The 19,158-nt window shown below is 37.2% G+C and carries 15 protein-coding genes; 8 read left to right on the top strand and 7 right to left on the bottom strand.

Annotated elements, in window-relative coordinates; translation table 11 throughout:
• The first annotated feature begins 39 nt into the window (after window positions 1-39).
• Both rlmF and GILLI_RS02125 read left to right on the top strand, forming a co-directional pair.
• Window positions 40-897, top strand: a complete 858-nt coding sequence (gene rlmF / locus GILLI_RS02130; protein ID WP_006987476.1) for a 23S rRNA (adenine(1618)-N(6))-methyltransferase RlmF — start codon at window positions 40-42, stop codon at window positions 895-897.
• A 256-nt stretch (window positions 898-1,153) separates the two neighbouring features.
• Window positions 1,154-1,633 (top strand): ferritin-like domain-containing protein, encoded by a 480-nt coding sequence (locus GILLI_RS02125; RefSeq protein WP_006987475.1) that lies wholly within the window; start codon window positions 1,154-1,156, stop codon window positions 1,631-1,633.
• A gap of 64 nt (window positions 1,634-1,697) precedes the next feature.
• On the opposite strand, the gene GILLI_RS02120 is transcribed toward GILLI_RS02125, so the two are convergent.
• Window positions 1,698-2,156, bottom strand: a complete 459-nt coding sequence (locus GILLI_RS02120; protein WP_006987474.1) for a universal stress protein — start codon at window positions 2,154-2,156, stop codon at window positions 1,698-1,700.
• Between the two features lie 138 nt (window positions 2,157-2,294).
• Window positions 2,295-2,918, bottom strand: a complete 624-nt coding sequence (locus GILLI_RS02115; RefSeq protein WP_006987473.1) for a hypothetical protein — start codon at window positions 2,916-2,918, stop codon at window positions 2,295-2,297.
• A 173-nt stretch (window positions 2,919-3,091) separates the two neighbouring features.
• On the opposite strand from GILLI_RS02115, the gene upp reads away from it, so the two are divergent.
• Window positions 3,092-3,748, top strand: coding sequence for a uracil phosphoribosyltransferase (gene upp, locus GILLI_RS02110; RefSeq protein WP_006987472.1), 657 nt, complete (start codon window positions 3,092-3,094; stop codon window positions 3,746-3,748).
• Here the strand turns inward: upp and tamL are convergent.
• Together tamL and GILLI_RS02100 are read right to left on the bottom strand one after the other, a co-directional pair.
• Complete coding sequence (gene tamL / locus GILLI_RS02105; protein WP_006987471.1) at window positions 3,745-6,018, bottom strand: translocation and assembly module lipoprotein TamL; 2,274 nt, start codon at window positions 6,016-6,018, stop codon at window positions 3,745-3,747. The genes upp and tamL overlap by 4 nt on opposite strands.
• A 12-nt stretch (window positions 6,019-6,030) precedes the next feature.
• Window positions 6,031-11,007 carry a translocation/assembly module TamB domain-containing protein gene (locus GILLI_RS02100; protein ID WP_006987470.1) on the bottom strand — a complete coding sequence of 1,659 codons (4,977 nt, stop codon included), beginning with the start codon at window positions 11,005-11,007 and terminating at the stop codon, window positions 6,031-6,033.
• Between the two features lie 706 nt (window positions 11,008-11,713).
• Here GILLI_RS02100 and GILLI_RS02095 point away from each other — a divergent pair.
• The gene (locus GILLI_RS02095; protein ID WP_006987469.1) at window positions 11,714-12,598 is read left to right on the top strand and encodes an OmpA/MotB family protein; all 885 of its coding nucleotides are present in this window, start codon (window positions 11,714-11,716) and stop codon (window positions 12,596-12,598) included.
• 193 nt (window positions 12,599-12,791) lie between these two features.
• Entirely contained in the window at window positions 12,792-13,151 is a 360-nt protein-coding gene (locus GILLI_RS02090) for a hypothetical protein (RefSeq protein WP_006987468.1), read from the top strand.
• Window positions 13,152-13,231: 80 nt separating this feature from the next.
• On the opposite strand, the gene GILLI_RS02085 is transcribed toward GILLI_RS02090, so the two are convergent.
• From GILLI_RS02085 to gndA, 3 genes are all read right to left on the bottom strand, one after another.
• The gene (locus GILLI_RS02085) at window positions 13,232-13,657 is read right to left on the bottom strand and encodes a DoxX family protein (RefSeq protein ID WP_006987467.1); all 426 of its coding nucleotides are present in this window, start codon (window positions 13,655-13,657) and stop codon (window positions 13,232-13,234) included.
• A gap of 134 nt (window positions 13,658-13,791) precedes the next feature.
• Window positions 13,792-15,138: a GntP family permease gene (locus GILLI_RS02080; RefSeq protein WP_006987466.1), complete on the bottom strand. Its 1,347-nt coding sequence runs from the start codon at window positions 15,136-15,138 to the stop codon at window positions 13,792-13,794.
• Complete coding sequence (gene gndA / locus GILLI_RS02075) at window positions 15,138-17,045, bottom strand: NADP-dependent phosphogluconate dehydrogenase (RefSeq protein WP_006987465.1); 1,908 nt, start codon at window positions 17,043-17,045, stop codon at window positions 15,138-15,140. The genes GILLI_RS02080 and gndA overlap by 1 nt, the downstream gene beginning before the upstream one ends.
• Window positions 17,046-17,356: 311 nt before the next feature.
• Here gndA and GILLI_RS02070 point away from each other — a divergent pair, with 311 nt between their 5' ends.
• The 3 genes from GILLI_RS02070 (at window position 17,357) to GILLI_RS02060 (ending at window position 19,155) form a co-directional block, all read left to right on the top strand.
• Window positions 17,357-17,860, top strand: a complete 504-nt coding sequence (locus tag GILLI_RS02070; protein ID WP_156798624.1) for a DUF4402 domain-containing protein — start codon at window positions 17,357-17,359, stop codon at window positions 17,858-17,860.
• Between the two features lie 203 nt (window positions 17,861-18,063).
• Window positions 18,064-18,567, top strand: a complete 504-nt coding sequence (locus GILLI_RS02065) for a DUF4402 domain-containing protein (RefSeq protein ID WP_006987463.1) — start codon at window positions 18,064-18,066, stop codon at window positions 18,565-18,567.
• Window positions 18,568-18,660: 93 nt separating this feature from the next.
• Complete coding sequence (locus tag GILLI_RS02060; RefSeq protein WP_006987462.1) at window positions 18,661-19,155, top strand: DUF4402 domain-containing protein; 495 nt, start codon at window positions 18,661-18,663, stop codon at window positions 19,153-19,155.
• The last annotated feature ends 3 nt before the right edge of the window (window positions 19,156-19,158 follow it).

The raw sequence follows: 19,158 nt of genomic DNA, 5'->3' as shown, positions 1-19,158 counted from the left end.
TATCTTTACAAAACAGAAATTCACTTAAAACAATATAGGTTGCATCCTAAAAACGTACACAATCAGGAATATGATATGGAGGCCTTAACCGGCTCTTATCCGGAATTGTCCAGGTATATTTTTCAGAATGATTTCGGGAAAACCACCATAGATTTTTCAAATCCTAAAGCGATCTTACACTTAAACAAAGCGCTCCTGAAACATCATTATGAGATTGCCAGCTGGAATATTCCAGAGGATTATTTGTGCGCTCCAATTCCCGGAAGAGCTGATTATATTCACTACCTGGCCGATTTCCTTGCGGAAGAAGGAATCGATCCCAAAAGCATTAAAGAACTTGATATTGGGGTTGGAGCGAATTGTATTTATCCTATTTTAGGGGCCAGGATTTATAACTGGAAAATGACCGGGTGCGATATTAGTTTAACTTCTGTAAATGCCGCCAAAGCAAATGTAAACGCTAATTCCGGGCTGAAGGACTTCATTGAAATTAAACATCAGCAGGATCCTGCACATATTTTTACAGGAATTATTGCTCCGGGAACATATTTTGATTTCAGTATGTGTAATCCTCCTTTTCACGCTTCCGCAGAAGAAGCAAAAAAAACGAGTCTCAAGAAATTAAAAAATCTTGGAATATCCGGGACAACACTTAATTTTGGAGGGCAAGCTAATGAATTGTGGTGCAATGGCGGAGAAACACTATTTATAAAAAGAATGATTAGGGAAAGCCTTGCATTTAAAACACAGGTTGGCTGGTTTACCTGCCTTGTGTCAAAAAAAGAAAACCTTCCTAAGATCTATAAACAGCTAATCAAATTAAAGGCTCCTCATAAAAGCATTGAAATGACTCAGGGCAATAAAAAAAGCAGAATAATTGCGTGGAAATTTAACTGAAAGGTTTTAATTCCCCAATGCCAATCCTTAAGGGTCTGGATATTTTTTTACATAATTAGGATCTGATTTTAATTTAATCCCTCGTTGAGGTTTTAACCCGTCTGTCCGTAGGGCAGGTCCTCCGTTTCGAGAGTTATAGGGATGCTTCGAATTCCTCGTTTTTTTTGTTAAACCATTGATAAAGTTGACTTAAATCAGTTTTTAAAAATATTTTATATTCTATATTTAGCCTTAATTGCAACTAAATCGTATTATTATGGAAACCACAAGAGAATCTGCCAAACAAGAAAGTCACAATCAACTTGTAAATAACTTACAGGAATTGCTTGAAAAAAATTATGATGCTGAGAAAGGATATAAAAAAGCCCTGGAAGACACCAAAGATGAGAATTTAAGAAGGTTTTTGAAAAAACAGGCCGTTCAAAGAAATCATTTTGCTACAGAACTTGATAAGATCATCCGTTCCTTGAATGAACATCCAAAGGAAAAAGGTAGCGCAACAGGGGATTTACATAGAACCTGGATGAACATAAAAACTATGCTTAGCGCAAATAAAAATGAGGCACTTTTGGAAGAATGTATCCGTGGTGAGAAGGCCAGTAAAAAAGAATACGAAGAGAAGTTAAAAAAATATAAATTTCCACCTTCTATTTCTGAAACTTTAAAAAGACAGCTGAGTGAGATTAGCACTACTGTAGAACAAATTAAAAAGTTGGAAGATCTCGAAGAAAAATAGATTTTCGTAATACATTGAAAGAAGTCCTGAGGCAGCACATCCTCAGGACTTTTATTTTAAACCTCTACTCCTTTTTTATCGGGATAATATATAATGGAATTTTGGCAGATTTTAAAATTTCAGAAGCTACATCTCCTACGAAAATTTTTTCCAAAGTGCTATGGCTGTGCGTTCCCAAAACCAAAACATCTGCATTCCATTCAGAAGCATAGTTTAAAATTGTATCCGCGGTATCCCCTTGCCCAATATAGGTGGATAATTCAGGATCATTAAAATGCTCTTTGGTTTTTCCCATAAAATCCTGTGCCACTTTGTGCAATTCATCGGCCATATTGACGTCAATCTCCATGTTGTATCCGGTGTACCCCATAAATGTAGGATATTCCATTCCGTAATATTTGATTTCAGTAATCACGTGCATGATACAAACCTGGGCATTCATATCTTTAGCCAATTTATATCCTGCCTCTGCTATTTTTTCTGAACTGGGACTGTAATCAACTGCTATAAGTACTTTTTTCATAATTGATTCTGATTAAATTGTAAATAAGAACTTTTTAAAGTTAATCTTTAAAACAGTAATGATCCCTTAACAACTTGTTATAATTTCTTCAATTTGCCGCAGTTGGATCATCCCGAACAGATTGACCGGAATAAAGAATTATTCTTTTACAATAATCATACTGGCTTTGGATCCTGTAAGCAAGTTCCAACGATTGGAATTGATAGTTTCTCCCATTTCATTAATTACAGAAAAAGCTGCTGTATTAGGGCCTGAAGATCCCTGATTAAGCGCTTCAAATTCAATGGTATTAAAACCTTTTTCGAGGGTAACAAGAATAGGGGTCCAATTGCTTCCAAGAGTAATGCTATTTTGAATTACTACGCCATTCACCCGTACCCGAATCTTATCCCCATCCACATATTGATCGTCCCTACAATATAGCTCTACAAATTTTCCGGTGGTTTTAAAATCACCTAAATATTGATCCTCTCCAAAACCTTTTTCCGGCTTTTCATCTTCGGCCCATTTATTTTCAATAAAATCACCTGCGCTAAGTAGGTCATTTTTCGTCCTCATTTCAATGGGTTTAGGTTTGGTAGGATCATCCTTCAACTTATAGTCGGGTCGTGGGGCTTCACGCAATAGGATTGAAGGTAATCCTCCGGAATTGGATTTAGGTCCTTCAAATACCGGCTTATTTGATGTAGCAGGAATTTCTACCTGAGCAAAGGAAACTATGGAAAATGATATAAGAAATAATGCTGATAGCAACGTTTTCATAGGATCGGTGATTTTAAATTAATTCCCGGCTTACTAATACAATAACTCAGCCAAAAATAAGGAATTTTAAATAAGCCCGTTTCAATTTTTCTGTTTTTGGAGTTTTTAGAAAATGAATTTTGATCTGGTAGTTCCATTCCTCAAATTTCTGATTAACTTTATAAAAAAGATATATGCAAGTTTTTAATCTTGAAGAAAAAAATTCGATTTTAAATAAATTTATTGCGGAGGTCCGGGATGTGAAAATGCAATCGGATAAAATGAGATTTCGAAGGAATATTGAACGGATTGGCGAAATACTGGGATATGAACTCAGTAAAACCTTGATTTACAAGGAAACTTCCGTCATTTCGCCCCTTGGAGTATCCAAAATTTCCTTACTGGATGAAGAACTGGTTATCTGTTCTATTTTGCGTGCAGGCCTGCCACTTCACAACGGTTTATTGAATTATTTTGACAATGCAGAAAACTCTTTTATTTCCGCATATAGACATCATAGCTCTAAGACTGAATTTGAAATTAAGGTGGAATACCTGGCTTCTCCTTCCCTGGAAGGAAAAACGCTAATCCTTGCAGATCCTATGTTGGCAACGGGACTTTCTTTCATCAACGTTTTTAATGCTTTAAAGGCGATGGGAACCCCTAAAAATATTCATTTAGTTTCTGTAATCGGCTCGAAACAAGGCATCGAAACTTTGCAAAAGGAGCTTCCGGATCACGTAAAATTATGGATAGCTACTGTAGATAATGATCTTGACGAACACGGATATATTGTTCCGGGACTTGGGGATGCCGGAGATCTTTGTTTCGGGACAAAGCTTCAGCATTAGAACGGATATCCAATTGCAAAATTAAAAACCGGTTTCCCAAAATCAAAGTTCCATCGATCTCCTTCGGGTAAATAGGGAGTTCTAAATGGAGCAGCCAAATCAAACCTTATTACAAAGTTTTGAATATCCACACGTAATCCAACCCCTCCACCTATTCCAAACTCATCGATGAAATTTGAACTAAATTTTCCACCGGGAAGGGACTCATTTGTATTCCAGACATTTCCGGCATCCACAAATGCAGCACCTTTCAGAAATGAAATTATAGGAAACCTGTATTCTACATTGGCTTCTAACCGAATATTTCCGGATTGGTCAAAAAAACCGGCATCTCCAGATTCGGCAGGATCATAGGTTCCCGGACCCAGGGAACGAATGCGGAAGGCTCTAACGCTATAAGGACCTCCGGAAAAATACTGTTTGCTAAAAGGCATCACATTTGAATTCCCGTATGGAATTCCATATCCCGCAAATAATCGGGTTGCAATCTTTTGCTCTTTCCCAAAATTAAAATGATATCTAAAATCGGCATCTGCTTTCGCATATTGTGCATATTCTAATCCAAAAAAGGTCTGTGGATCTTCCTCTGCATTTCCGCTTATAAGGTCAATGGTATTTCCGGCGATATCCAACGTTGAATTTAGAAAAAACTGATGTTTTTTATTTTGGTCTACCATGCCATTATAGGTAAAAGAATAGGTAAGCCCGGAGATGAATTGTTGATCGAAACTATTTCTTAAAAACGAATTTTCATCCAGAATAGTTTCAAATTCAGGGGTTGTATTGGTTAGACTAACATAGTTTAGAGAAATTGGGTTTAATTCGTGACTAACATACCTGTTTGCATTCCATAAATATCCAAATCTTGCCGAAACAGAACCCAAGCTGAACAGTTCACTTCGGCTTAAATAATCCCCTTCCAGACTAATCTTCGTTTTTGGAATGGAATATTCAAACCAATTTTCATCAAAAGAAATTGGAAAAAGCAAGCGCGGAAAGATAAGATCGGCACCCAAACCAAGCTGAATACTGCTTAATCCTTTTCGGTCTCCGCCAGCAATCTGGACTTCATATCCAAATTTAGCCGAAATATTTAAGGTTTCACCACCATGAAAAAGATTCCGGTTGGATAATGTAACCGCAAGATTAGGACCTGCAAAATTATTTGATTTTGTAATGGCCTGCAGTTCTGCCCGGATTGCCCGCTTATTTAAGGGCGAAAGAAATATGTTAGCCTCCAGTATCCCCAGACTATCGGTTGCTAAAGTGTCAATTTCATCATAACGTATGTTCACAAATTTATAGGCGCCAATGGATGCCAGCCGCCTGCTGGTATTTCGTGAGTTAGACGGGCTGTATAACGCTCCTTCATCAATAAGAACATAAGGATCGAGATGTTTAGGTTTAAAGAATTCCTCTGCCTGTATAAAGCTTTTCCCTTCAAAACGCAGCGTGTCCTGCTTTATACTATCATTTCCAATCACGTAATTGGGATAAATGTTCACCTTTGAAATTTTATAAGGGATAATGGATTTTACAGGAACTTCCTTTTTTAACCTTAAAAATAAATCAAATCGTTTATTGCTGTATTGGTTGGTATCTGCTTCAAAGATCAAAAAACCTGAGTTAAAATTATAGTATCCTGTTTCTTTCAGTTTTCGATCTAATCGTTCCCTTTCAAATTTTAGTAATGGCAGGTCAAATCGCATTCCTTTTTCGAGTGGGGTATCTGGAAGGAGTTTTCCAATCTCCTTATAGATCAAAAGAGAATCAGAATCTAGTTTGTAATTTTCAAGTCTGTAGGGTTCTGTCAAACTCACTTTATACGATACCCTGGCTGTTTTTTTAGCTTCATTTTCCTGAACAGAAGAAGTTGCAGTACTATAGAAAAACCCCCTGTTTTCGAGCCTGTTTAAAAGCAAATCCTCGGTTAGGATAGTTTCTACATTTGAGAGATAAACGGGTTCCTCCCCTATTTTGTCGTTTAAAAATTTATTTATAAAACCTGGTTTGTCTTTTTGTGCTTTATAATGGAAGTAAAGCCCTGGATGCATTCCCAGAATTTTATTGTTTGGCTCCGGTTGGATTACCGCTTCAAGCTGCGTACGCAGTTGGTCGAATTCCTTAATATTTGAAACGGTATCTACTTCAAGATTTGCACCCCTGTATAGCAGTTCTCCTTCCGGAATAAATTTTTTAACGCTGCAGGATTGCAGCATAAGAAAACTTATCAAGCCGGTAATTAGGTATATGTGTATTTTTTTTGGCATATATCTTAAAAATTATTCTTCTGTATTTTCAGTTTCTTCTTTCAGAAAATTTTTCCACAATTCAGTGAATTCATTGAACTCTCTGGTAAAAATAAAGGCTATTCCGCTAATGATAAGTTGGCCGTCTATAACATTTTCAAATTGATTTTTTCTGAAACCTTTTAAACGGAAAATTCCATCTTCTGTAAGCAGGTATTCAATGCTCACATTTCCTATTATTGGACTTGCTTCTCCCTGAACCTGGCTACTGCCCTGAATATCCACGTCACTTCCTACCCGTACTATTAAACGGTCATCTAAAAGCTTTTTTTGAGCAGTGATCTCCACCTGGGTCCTTTCCTGAGGACTTTCTCCCTGATAATCTGTAAAACTGTCTACACCAAAATCCAGTTCTACTCCGGTATCACCCAATAATTTCTCTGAAAATATATTTAATTGATCAGAAAGGGCTTGATTTAGATTATCACGGGCCACTGTTACGGTTCCACCGCCACTACCATCAGACATAGTCTCAGGAAAAAACCTGTTAAGAACTAAAAGGGAAAACACCTGTTTGTTCAATTCCTGTTCCTGGTTGTTGAGTTGCTGTATTCTCCCATAAACCTGGCCTCCAATTGCTCCCTGATCGTTCTCCGGCATATCAAGGTTAAAGGAGATTTTAGGTTGCATCAATTCTCCATCGACATTTAAATAAACCAGAAAAGGTAATTGTTGTCGAAACCTTCCCCTTGTAGAAGCATCGGCTCCTGCGGTTTGCGTTGCCATTAATGCTGAGGCAGACGTCTCTACCTTATAAATCGCACGTATATCAAGATTGGCATCAAAAGGATCCCCTGCCCAGGTAATCGTACTTCCGGGTGCGATATCGAAGCGCCTTTTTACAAGACCATAGAGGCTCATTTCGTAATGTCCTCCACTCATTTCATACCTGCCGGATAATGTAGTTCTGCCATTAGGGTACACGTTAAAATTAAGATCTCCTTCCCCTTTTACCTGAAAATTATCTTCGGTTTGTTCATCTAACACTATGGTGAATATAGCTCCGTCTCCTATGGAAATCAATGCACGGATATCCACACCGGAGATTATTGCCGATTCCTCTTCAGAGGTTTTAGTTAATATGTCATCCGGATTTTCGCGATTTACAAAAATAACGACTCCATCCCGGTCCTGAATTGCCAGAGATTCTTCCGGAATGACATACGTTACATCCGTATTTGAACCAACCGTAATATTCACGTCCAGTTTTGGCAAATTAAGATCTCCGGTTAAACGGGCTGTTCCGTCAAAGCTTGCTGTTCCATAGTAAAGCTCATTATCTTCTGCAGTAGAATTAAGCACATTAAAATTGGAGGCTTCAAACTGCAGATTGAATTTAGGATTTAATAAGGTTTCGGTTAAAACTTCCCCGTTTACCACGAAGGAATTATTTTTGGTGTCCTCTATTTTGAAATCATCAAAATATAATCCATCCGTATCAAGCTTTAGGATCTCGTCCTCAATTCTAAATGGGGCATTGAGAGTGGCCACTGTAAAAGCTGCATTGTTGAATTGGAAATTCCCTACATAATTAGGTTCTGCAATAGTACCGTTTACGTTCATTTGTCCGGAAATACTTCCGCTGCTGCTATTGATAGCACCATCTGAAAATCCTGCAATGGCTTCCATTTTTAGCTCATTGATTTGAAGGTCCATATCTATTTGCGCACCGGCTTCGGCCGCAACATAGGTTCCGGTAAGATCAAGATCTGCATTTCCTCCTTTTATGGAGAGATCCAAATTGTAATTCTGGGCTCCTTCAGCCACTGCTTCAAGGTTTAATACTCCTAAGGGAACATCCATCACCTTTAAATCCTGGATTTCCAAATTCGCCAGAAGCCCGGTATTGGAAAAAGGTTCTTCAATAATGAAATTTCCGTTCAGGTTTCCTGAGGCAAGGGATTTTTCAGGATTTAGATAACTAAAAACCGCTTCCAGATTAAAGTTTTTGAAGCTGATTCCAATATGTTCTTTCTGAGCTTCAGGCATAGAATTGCTTATTTCTATCTCCTGATTTTTCCGACTCATTCGGAAATCGTTAAATTGAATGGATTTTTCATCGATTAGAATCTCATTCGATTCCGGAATCTTCCATTCGGCATAATTGAGGATCAATTCTTCCGGAACCAGGTGAACCCTGAAGATATCATCTTCCTTTGAGATCTCCGATGCAACATGAACAAGCTTTTTATCCTCATAATAGGAATTGAAATCCAGATTTAACATTTTGTTTTCTATACTTCCCTCAAGAAAGGTCTTTTTAATTGCAAGGGGACCTGCATCCAAAGCATTAAATCCAAAATTGAATTTGAAATTTTCTTTATCTGAATTCAGGTTGAAGGACAAACTGTCTATTATATTTCCGTTATAATTAATATACGGGAGTTCCACGGCTGCAACAAGCGTCCTGTCTTTTTCACTGAAATCTACATTGATATCCACCGTATCCAATTCGGTTAGATTGGCAATAAAAACGTCATTAATAATTGGAGACTGATTAATATGGCCCCGTAACTTTAATTCCACTGGATTTTTCACCGTGTCGGTTCGTATTTCATCTGTGAGGTAACTTTCATAATGACGGTAAATGGCATTGGTGAAATTTTCCGGGCTGGCATTGGACTGAAGCTGCAGATCTATCATTTTATTTTTGATATTCAGCGAAGTAGTATCGGCACGCACGTATGCAGACAAGTCTAAATCTCCCAGTAAATAAGTTTGATCATCATAAACCACAACCCCATCGGTGATATTGGATGAAAATTCATAATCTTCAGCATTGCCCTGAAAAGTTGCATTTAATTGGAAGGCACCTTTAATATTTCTTGAGGTTAAACCAAGAGCCTGAAGATCAGCTCCCGTTACTTCAAGGTTTGCAGTTACTTTTGGAGCGATGGAATCGAGCTCAACAAATGCCTGGAGCGCTGCATCGAGATTTTCATCTTTATAGGCTGAAGTGATGTTGCCTTCCCCATTTTCTATCTCCCCCTGGATCCTCCAGTCTTTAATGCTATATTCATTGTACCCTAAACTGCTTATCGTAGATTCTAAAGTAGCATTTAAAACATTTATATTTGCGCCGGAACCTTGGGAACTCAACTCCATATTCAAAGTACCCAAATTCTCATTTTGCAAAAGTTCTCCAAGATTTAGCTCAATTACATCCACCTTTGCGCTATAGCTAATGGTTTCGGCTCCGGAAAAGCTTCCGTTAAATGCGATCGCACCTTGAGACGTTTCCAGTTTTGCAACAGTTTTAATATTTTCCGGACTACCTTCAAGAGATCCGTGTACGCTTAATTTTGCAGGAACCTTTATTCCCAGATCCTCTTCCTGAATAAACCTTACTACATCCAATCTTGTAGATGAAAATCTGAATGAAGGAAAATTAAACAAGAGCTTTTCAGGATCCATAGGATTTTCAACAGTTCCAGTTGCAGTTAAAGATGTATTTTTTCCCCATTTAAAATTTGCTGAAGGAATTTCCAGGGATGAAAGAGATCCATCTATTTTTAAATTTCCAGTAAGCACTTTGTTGCTCAATTCAAGCAGATATTCGTTCTTTTTTAATTCTGGCTGAAAAGGGAACAAATCTCTTAACCAGAAATTAATCTCATTTAATTCTGCTTTTATCTGTGCATTTTCGGGATTATTAATGAGTTCATCAACAGAATTATATTCCAAAGCCAAATAGCCCTCTAACTTATTTTCATTTAAATAAACGTTTAAACCTTCAAGATCGAGCGAGTTCTCGTTAAGTTCAAGATCCAGTGTGAACTCTTTTAATACATATCCTGAAGCTTCAATAAAATTGAATTTACTTAAACGTATCCCGGCAGTTTCTTCCACAAGAAAGAGACCTTCCGCATTAAAATTAAGATCCTTAAGCACAATCGCATCAGGGTTTAAAACCCCCTTCTCAACTTTGGCCCCATCGGAAAAATAGCTGAAATTATTATTTTCCAGTGAGATCGTATTTACATTTACAGACCATTTCGGCCATTCAAATTCCTGATTTTCTGCTGAATCTTCTATTGGCTCAATGTCTTTTTCTATTGTGGTAGTTTCAACTAATACTTCAGAATTATTGAGCAGAATTTCGTCAATAGCAATGAGATTATTGTCCAGATTTATTTCAGCAGATCCCGCTAAAAATTCACCCACATCAAGAACGCTTAGGATTCCATCGGGTGTAGAAGCGTAATTTACATTAACATTTTCGAGTTGAATTCTGTCAACGATCAAAAATGGCAAGGGCGCATCGCTGACTTCAGATTCTGGAAAGGGTTTGGTCTGATTGTAATAAACTGAAGTATTGACTAATTGAGCATTTGAAATGTGGAATTTCATGTTTTCCAGGTCGGTTTCTTCCATTTCAAGATCTAACCGATCCATTTTTAATTTGCTATCTATTCCGCTGACATCATCTTTAAAAGTGAGGTGAAAATTTCTGAAATTGAGGTTTCCAATATTGATATTTGTGGTTGTAGTATCCTGCGTTGAAGTAGCATTGGGATTAGCATACGCATCTAAAAGAAATTGATAATTAAATCCACCAGCTGAATCTTTTCGAATAACATTGGCGCGAAGCCCTTCCCAATCTATAAAATTCACGGAGATCCCATCTCCCTTTATTATTGGCCAAAGCGGCACATCAGCTTCCAGGGATTTCGAATAGATAAGGGTATCCCCTTTTTGATCCTCAAGATAAAGTCCCTCAAGATTGATATTTCCGGCAAAACTGATGAAGAGTTTTTCTATTTCAATTTTGGTATTGGTGTTATTTGAGATGGAATTAGTGACCTTATCAACAATAATACTTTGTCCCCAGGGGCTTCGGATAAATAGGATTAAAAGAATCATAAAAAGAACGAATCCTGCAAGAATTTTCGCGAGGATTTTTAGTAACTTATTTTTCTTTTTTGGTTCTTCTTTTTTCAATTTTGGCATCTTAGCTTCAAATTTATCGCATTATGCTTGTAATATGAAGCTCAAACATATAATTTTAAGTTAATTAAAACCGTAATAAATAAAATTTTAAATTATCCTGCCGGACTTAATTCAATTACGGGAATAGTGGCAGGTGGGATTGTGTCTTCTGGTTCGGAGGATGATTCTGGAATAGGCACATTGTTAAAAAGATTCAGCTCTAAATCGATTTTATCACCGATATTATCACGGCGAAAAAGCAAGTTTTGACGAAAGGCAAATTCAGCTAAATAATCAACATCACTTTCTGAAAAATTATTGGGTATATCCCAAGATTGTATCCTTTATGCCCCGTTTGGGATTAATTACCTGATACCTCCACTTCCCATTTGAGTGGTATTAATCGATATTCGTGATCCTTTTCCGGTATAAATGATCAATTATTTGTTAAATGCGATAAATGTGGGGTAATTTTATACACTTTCTATTAAAATTTCTACACTTTTTACTGAATCTTCAAAAGAAGGTATAGCGCCAATATTTTAAAATAAATCTTTCTATACCGTTGGTTTGTAGAATATTCCCGGAATTAGCGCCTTACATAAACCCAGTTATCCTTTAACTTGAAGTAAGTATAAAGTGCACTGGCATTGTTATGGCAACCACGTAATAGGCCTTGATTAACCCAACCAATAATTAACCGGGCCATAATTTTAAAATTTATACTATGAAAAGAACTCTTTTAGTAGCCGTATTATCGGTAGCGATGTTAAGCTCTTGTGTTTCCAAGAAAAAATATGTTGAACTTGAAACAGAATTATCCAATACCCAGTCCAATTTGCAAAGAACTGCAATGGAAAAGGAAGAAGCTCAGCGTAAACTGGATGCCATTGAAGCCAGGGTTGCAGATTATAATGCCAAAATAAATTCCTTGCAGGAATCTAATGACGGTAAAATGGAAATGAATGACCTTACTGTTATGTCAAATAACAATAAGGCAAAAATGAGAGAAACCCTTAAGAAGGTAGATCAGGAAGCACTTAGAAATGCAAAAACCCTTGAAGATTCTATTAACCTTGCTGTTTCCTATAATTTGAAACAATCGATTTCTGGTGATTCTGAAAGTGATGATGTGAATATCACTATTGATAAAACAGTAGTAATGATAAATGTTTCTGATAAATTATTGTTTAACAGCGGAAGTTACCGTGTGAGCAATAAAGCATCTAACTTAATGCAGAATTTGGCTGATGTTATCAATTCTGAACCAAGTATGGAAGTGATGATAGAAGGGCATACGGATGACAGAACCATTGTGGAAGGATCGCATTTACAAGATAACTGGGATTTAAGTGTTAGACGTGCAACTTCTATAGTTAGGTTACTTCAGAATAAATATAACGTTGCTCCAGAGAAATTGATCGCAGCCGGAAGAAGCAGTTATTCACCTTTGGTAGAAAACTCTTCAAAAGACAATATGTCTAAGAACAGAAGAACAAGAATTGTAATCATTCCAAATCTCGATAAATTCTTTGCCTTACTTGAAAGCGAACAAACCGCACAGGTTAAACAAAATCAACAAGTTGAATCAACTGAAACTGTTGAAAATTAAATAGTAAACATTTTTTATAGGAGGGTAAAGCTTTTAAGTTTTACCCTTTTTTTTTGATGTTTACCTCTGGTTGTGATTTTATAAGATTTTCATCTTACTATTTCTGCTATAACTTAATCTTAACTACACTTTAACCCTGCATTCACACTTTTACCTTTTCTATTTTTTAACTTTAAGTATAAAGTAAAATATTATGAGTGAAAAGAAAAATAAGCCAAAGGCCAATAAGCCTAAGCGAGAAGACGATAAAATTGAAAAAAATGAAATGCCCTATGATCCAAATATAAACAAGGATGATATGCAGGCGCTACAAGACAAAGGCTTGAGCATGGACCAGGGACAAGACAAACCTCTATCAGAAAGAAAAAGGCCCGTAGATTTTGCAGGAAAAGACCTTGACATTCCGGGACGTAATGAAGCAGATACTACTCACGATGGTGCCGATATTCCCGATGAAGCGAATTATCAGTTCAATGAGCGCGGAGTTCGCAGTGATGCAGATAAAAATAGAGATCATCCGGATCCTGACAGGGAAGTTCCCAAAAAAAATTAAAAATAATCCAACAATAACAAAAAAGAGGCCTTCTAAAATTGTTTTTAGAAGGCCTCTTTTTTATGCAATTAAGTTTACGTTTATTTGTCCTTTTTCAAGGATAATAAATACCAATCCAACGAGTATTTTCCAGCCCCGGTGAAAAACAATAAGACCCATCCGGTTAAAAAAAGCAATGGTAGTTCCTGACTCCCAAACCCATCTGGCACATGAACTATTAAAGCTGCAACAGCCATAGTAGCAATAAGTGGAATAACAGCCAGTCTTGTTCCAAGCCCCAGGATCACTAAAACAGAACAAACAAATTCAGCAAAAACTGCTAAAGTAAAAGTTGTGACTGCTCCAAAACCCAAAGGATCTGCAAAAACTATTTCCTCACTTCCAAAAAATTTGACAAGTTTAGGGATTCCATGAGTAAGCATCAGGCCAGAAATTCCTAAGCGGAAAATCAATAATCCAAGATCAACATTCCGAAGATTTAAATTTGTAGAGTACGTGTTTTTCATAAATAGCTGGTTTTAGTTTTTAAAAATGACTTGAAGTTCCAATAAATCAATGTTTTCATTGATTATACTAATGGTCATTCTAAATAGTTTTATTCTTCAAATTGAAAGATATAAAATTTTAGGTAGTTTTTGGATTATAATATGAACCACATTAGCAAGGACATTAACAATCCTACAACGGCTATAATAGTGGTCATCATGGTCCAGGACTTGAAGGTTTGTTTTTCGGTGAGGCCCAAATATTGGCCTACCAGCCAAAACCCACTGTCGTTTACATGAGATAAAATCGTTGCTCCAGATGCTATAGCGATTACAATAAGTGAAACCTGCTGTACAGAATACATTCCCTGAGCAAGCACAGGAGCTGTAATTCCCGCAGCAGTAATCATTGCCACGGTAGAAGAACCCTGTAAAATCCGCACCAATGCTGCTACTATAAATCCGAATACCAGAGGATTAAAAAAGCTGTTATTCAATCCTTCCGCGATCATTTCACCTGCCCCTGTATTGATTAGTATTTGCTTAAAGGCTCCTCCTGCACCGGTAAGTAAAATAATAATTCCTGCAGCCTGAAAGGATTTGGTGGCTACTTTTAATAAATATTCCTTTTGCATCCCCCTTCTCACCCCCAAAAAATACCAGGCAATAAGATTTGCTATTATAAGCGCCGTAAATGGATGCCCCACCAATTCAATGGTATATAACACTCCTGAAGGGATTTCATACTTTGAAAATAACGGACTTGTTATCAGGGTATTAACCACAATTAAAAATATTGGGATCAAAATAATAGAGATTATAAGCGCTGCTGACGGTGCCGTTTTTTCATCATAACTTTTATTTTCTTCAAAAACTTTTGGTTCAACATGGATCTTTTTAGCCAGAAATTTGGCAAAAACAGGTCCGGCGATAATGGCAGCCGGAAGTCCTGCAAAAAATCCATATACGATAACCCACCCAAGATCGGCTCCCAGTATATCGGCAACGGCAATAGGCCCCGGGGTTGGTGGAATAAAAGCATGGGTAATCGCTAAACCTGCAAGTAAAGGAATTGCATATAATAAGAGGGATTTTCCTATTCGTTTGCTAAGCGCATAGGTAATTGGCACCAGGATTATAAAAGCAACATCAAAAAAAACAGGAATGGCCACAACAAAACCCGTGATCATCATTGCCCATGGAGCATTTTTTTCGCCGGTTTTTTTTAGCATAAATGAAGCCAGCCGTTGAGCTCCGCCGGATTGTTCAAGGATTCCTCCAAATAAAGCTCCAAGCCCCACAACGGTTGCCACAAAGCCCAGGGTGCTTCCCATTCCATCCTTCATAGTGTCAAGGATCTCTTTAGCTGGCATACCAGCCATCATTCCCACCGCAATACAAACAATTAACAATGCAAGAAATGCCTGGATTTTCAACCTTAGAATAAGAAAAAGCAATAATACAATGCCAAATAAGACGGCCGATAGTAGTTGTATATCCATTAATTAGCAGATTTCCATTGAGTATGAAAAAATTCTCCGCGGGGTTTATCGGTTCTTTCATAGGTATGTGCCCCAAAATAATCCCGTTGCGCCTGAATCATATTTGCCGAAGTTTGCCCGGAAATATAGCCAAGCAGGCAATTTGCCCCGGCAGATAAGACCGGAACCGGAATTCCTGAAACCAAGGCTTCGCTGGTTATTTTGGTAAGAGTATTCTTTGTACTCTTTATATATGTGACAATTTTAGGGTGGATCAAAATATTTTCCCCAGGTTGTTCCTTGAAAATCCAAATTAAATCTTCCATAAAAGCCGAACGGATAATACAACCATTCGTCCATATTCTTGCTATTTCAGATAAATTGAGATCCCAATCATATTCCCTGGAAGCTTCTGATAAAAGATCAAATCCAATCGCATGATTTATGATACTGACTGTTTTATATGCCGAGAATAATTCTGAAGAATTAAAGTTATCAATTCTATCTTCTTTGGTAGAAGACATATTATAAAGATCCATAGCCTTTTGTCTTTCCTCCTTTTTAGCTGAAATATTTCGCGCCAGGACCGCAGCGGTAATCGTATCAAAAGGAACACCCAGTTCCAGGGCGGCGTTGGTAGACCAGCCTCCGGTACCTTTCTGTTTTGCAGCATCCAGTATTTTATCGATTAAAAACTCGTCTCCTTCTTTTGTTTCCAATATATCTGCAGAAATTTCCAGTAAATAGCTTTTCATTTCCAGATTCCATCTTTTAAATAGCGATGCTATTTCCTTTGGTCCAATCCCTATCGAAAACCGCAGATAATGATAAATCTCAGCAATAAGCTGCATTTCGCCATATTCAATACCATTATGAAGCATTTTCACAAAATGTCCGGCACCATCTGGTCCTACGTGAATGCAACAAGGTTTCCCCCCGGGATCTTTGGCCGCAATCTTTTCAAAAATTCCTCCAACCCTTTTATAAGATTCGTGGGATCCTCCCGGCATAATGGAAGGACCTTTTAAAGCGCCTTCTTCCCCTCCGGATACTCCCATTCCCATGAACAAAAGTCCTTTTTCCTTAAGATCCTGCTCCCTTCTTCTGGTATCCTTATAATGGGAATTACCACCATCTATAATTAGATCCCCGATATCCAGCAAGGGCAGTAGATCTTTAATCACCACATCTACAGTTTTCCCGGCATTCACCATCAACAAAATATTCCTTGGTTTTTCAAGGGAATCCACAAAATCCTTCAATTCATCAAACCAGGGGAAATTATAGTCTTTTTTATTGGCCTCAGCAAAATTTTTAGCGATATCGACTTCAAGTCGATCTACATGCCTGTTATAAACAGAAACCTTAAATTCCTTTGAGGCGAGGTTAAGGGTAAGGCTTTTTCCCATAACGCCAAGACCTAAAAGCCCGATTTTAGATTTTGGATGTTCTAACTTGTTCATAATCTCTTCGATGATTTGATCTTCAGATTTATTTATGTCGATATAAAGTCCGTAGCTGGGGATTTCTAAAGCTTCAAACTGAGACTGCAGCAAAGAAGGTTTAAAATAATGACCTTTTCTGGAAGAAAGCCTGTTAAGAATAACTTCATACTCTGAATTTAACAAGATCCAGGTTATAGCCTGCTTAGGATTCCCTTGTAATTTTTCTCTGTATTTTTCCTTAAGTGCAGAACAGGCCAGTACTGCCCCATTTGCAGAGTTCCAATTAGTTATGTTGTTGGATAAAGTCTGGAGCCAGGATTCCCGGTCTTCATCCTTTAATGGAATTCCACTAGCCATTTTAGCTACATTTTCAGGCGGATGGAAATCATCGGCGTCATAAAAGGGAAGTTCAAGTTTTTCGGAAAGTAGTTTTCCTATAGTTGTTTTCCCTGCTCCGGATACGCCTGCTATTATAAAAATCATCTTCTTGTCAATTTTTCCCTGATGCCAATATAAGATTATTCTGAAAATTGAATTGTTTTAAGACAAAAACCAATTCTATAATTTTTCTTACAAATTATAGATCCAGATAGGAAAAATATAGGAATCTTTTATTTTAGAGGATGATAAGTATTTGATATTAAAATCATTACTACACTTAAATAATATGAATTCATTTTTTTTTACCAAATTGCTCATAAATTTTAGTGTATTTCATCGATTAAAAATGCTTTTAGACGAATATTAGGATAAGTTTAATTAGATTTGATATTATTGATGGTTATAGACAAAGAATGAGAAATTTAATTATGATTTTCGGAATATGTATGCTAAACGCTACTTACGGCATTCTGGCTCAAACATCCGCTACTGCCAACTTTACCGCGTCGGCTACAATCATACAACCCATAACTATAACCACCACTTCCGATATGAATTTTGCAAATATCGACGCGAAAACCGGAGGTCAGATAATTCTTACACCTGATAATATCCGTACGAGTTCCGGAGGAGTTGTTTTGGCCGGGGAAGAAAATCTTTCGGCGGCTACTTTTATAGTTACCGGACAATCCGGTTATACCTACGATATTTCCCTGCCAGAGGATATCTATACGCTAAGTAATGGAATTGAAAATATGGTGATTAATAATTTCACTAGTAGTATAAGCAATGGGAACCTGATTGCTGATGAATCTCAAATAATTCGCGTTGGCGCAACTCTTAATGTAAATGCAAATCAAACTCCGGGTTTTTATTCCACACCTGCCCCACTAAATGTTACCGTTAATTATAACTAGTACTTCCAAAATCTTTAAAAACCCCTTTAATTTGTCTAGAATTTTTATCTGTAATGGGATTTCCTATGGGTGTTTTCACCCATTTTACGCACTTTAACGAATATTTAGAGAGTTTATCGAATAAATTTTGAGGACATGTCTTATTACATGCATATTTGCCTTGTTATTAAAAACAAACCCCAAAACTTAAAATCCTATTTAAAATGAAAAAAATTACTTTTATCTTATTTGCTCTTATTTCAGGAACTGCTTTGGCGCAAGATGGAACTGCCAAAGGTACAGCAGATGTTTCTGCTGAAATTGTAACTCCAATAAAAATTAATAATGGAACCGCTTTAAATTTTGGAAGTATAGTAGCTGCTGAAGGTGGTAAAGTAAGAGTTAATACTGAAGGAACCAGAACTTTTTCTAACACTAATATGGAAGTTATTACTGTTGATGCTATTACAGCTGCTTCTTTTGAAGTAACCGCAGCAGATCAATATTCATATAGTATTTCTATTCCATCTATAGTATTAACTGGCGAGGAAGAGGGAACTGAAATGCCAGTTAGTTTTACTCAGGATTTAGAAGGAGAAACAGATGGTACAGCAACAGGTTCTGGCGATGCACAAACCTTAAAAGTTGGAGGTCTTCTTACAGTTTCTTCAGAACAAACTGCCGGTACCTATGAAGGAGAGGTTACTGTAACTGTAGCTTACGAATAATTAAAATTACCTACTAAAAATATAAAAAACGCCGCCCCTGTGGCGGCGTTTTTTAGTTTAAATGAGTCTAAATTGCTTTCTTAAAAAAAACCAATGCGAAATTGTTTAATTTTCCTTTTGCTGAGTTTGAGCTCCCTGGTTGCAATGGCCCAGGCATCGGCTTCTGCCTCGGTAAATAGCAGGGCAACGGTAATAGATCCCATTCAAATAGATAAAACGGTAGATCTTGATTTTGGAAATATTATCACCGCCTATAACCCAGGACAAGTGATCCTTTCCCCGGATGGTTCAAGGGTGGCTTTCGGAGTGCAAATTTCCAATTCTGTACCCGGAAACGTAACACCTGCTGAAGCCGTTGTAACTCATGGAAATAACAACTATTCGATTACATTACCGGAAAGTTTTCTTTTATACAACCAGGAAAACCCAAACCAGGTGCTTCGAATAGATCAATTTACCGTAGCACCGCAGGAAGGCGCTGTAATGGATATTATAAGGATTGGCGGAACACTAAATCTGGAAGCCAATCAATTATCGGGTTTCTATACCAATTCTTCCGGGTTCAATGTTACGGTGTCCTATAATTAAATT

The organism is Gillisia limnaea DSM 15749 (assembly GCF_000243235.1).
GTDB lineage: Bacteria > Bacteroidota > Bacteroidia > Flavobacteriales > Flavobacteriaceae > Gillisia > Gillisia limnaea.
Note: the sequence above shows the minus strand (reverse complement) of the source record. Positions and strands in the feature narration are given on the sequence as shown.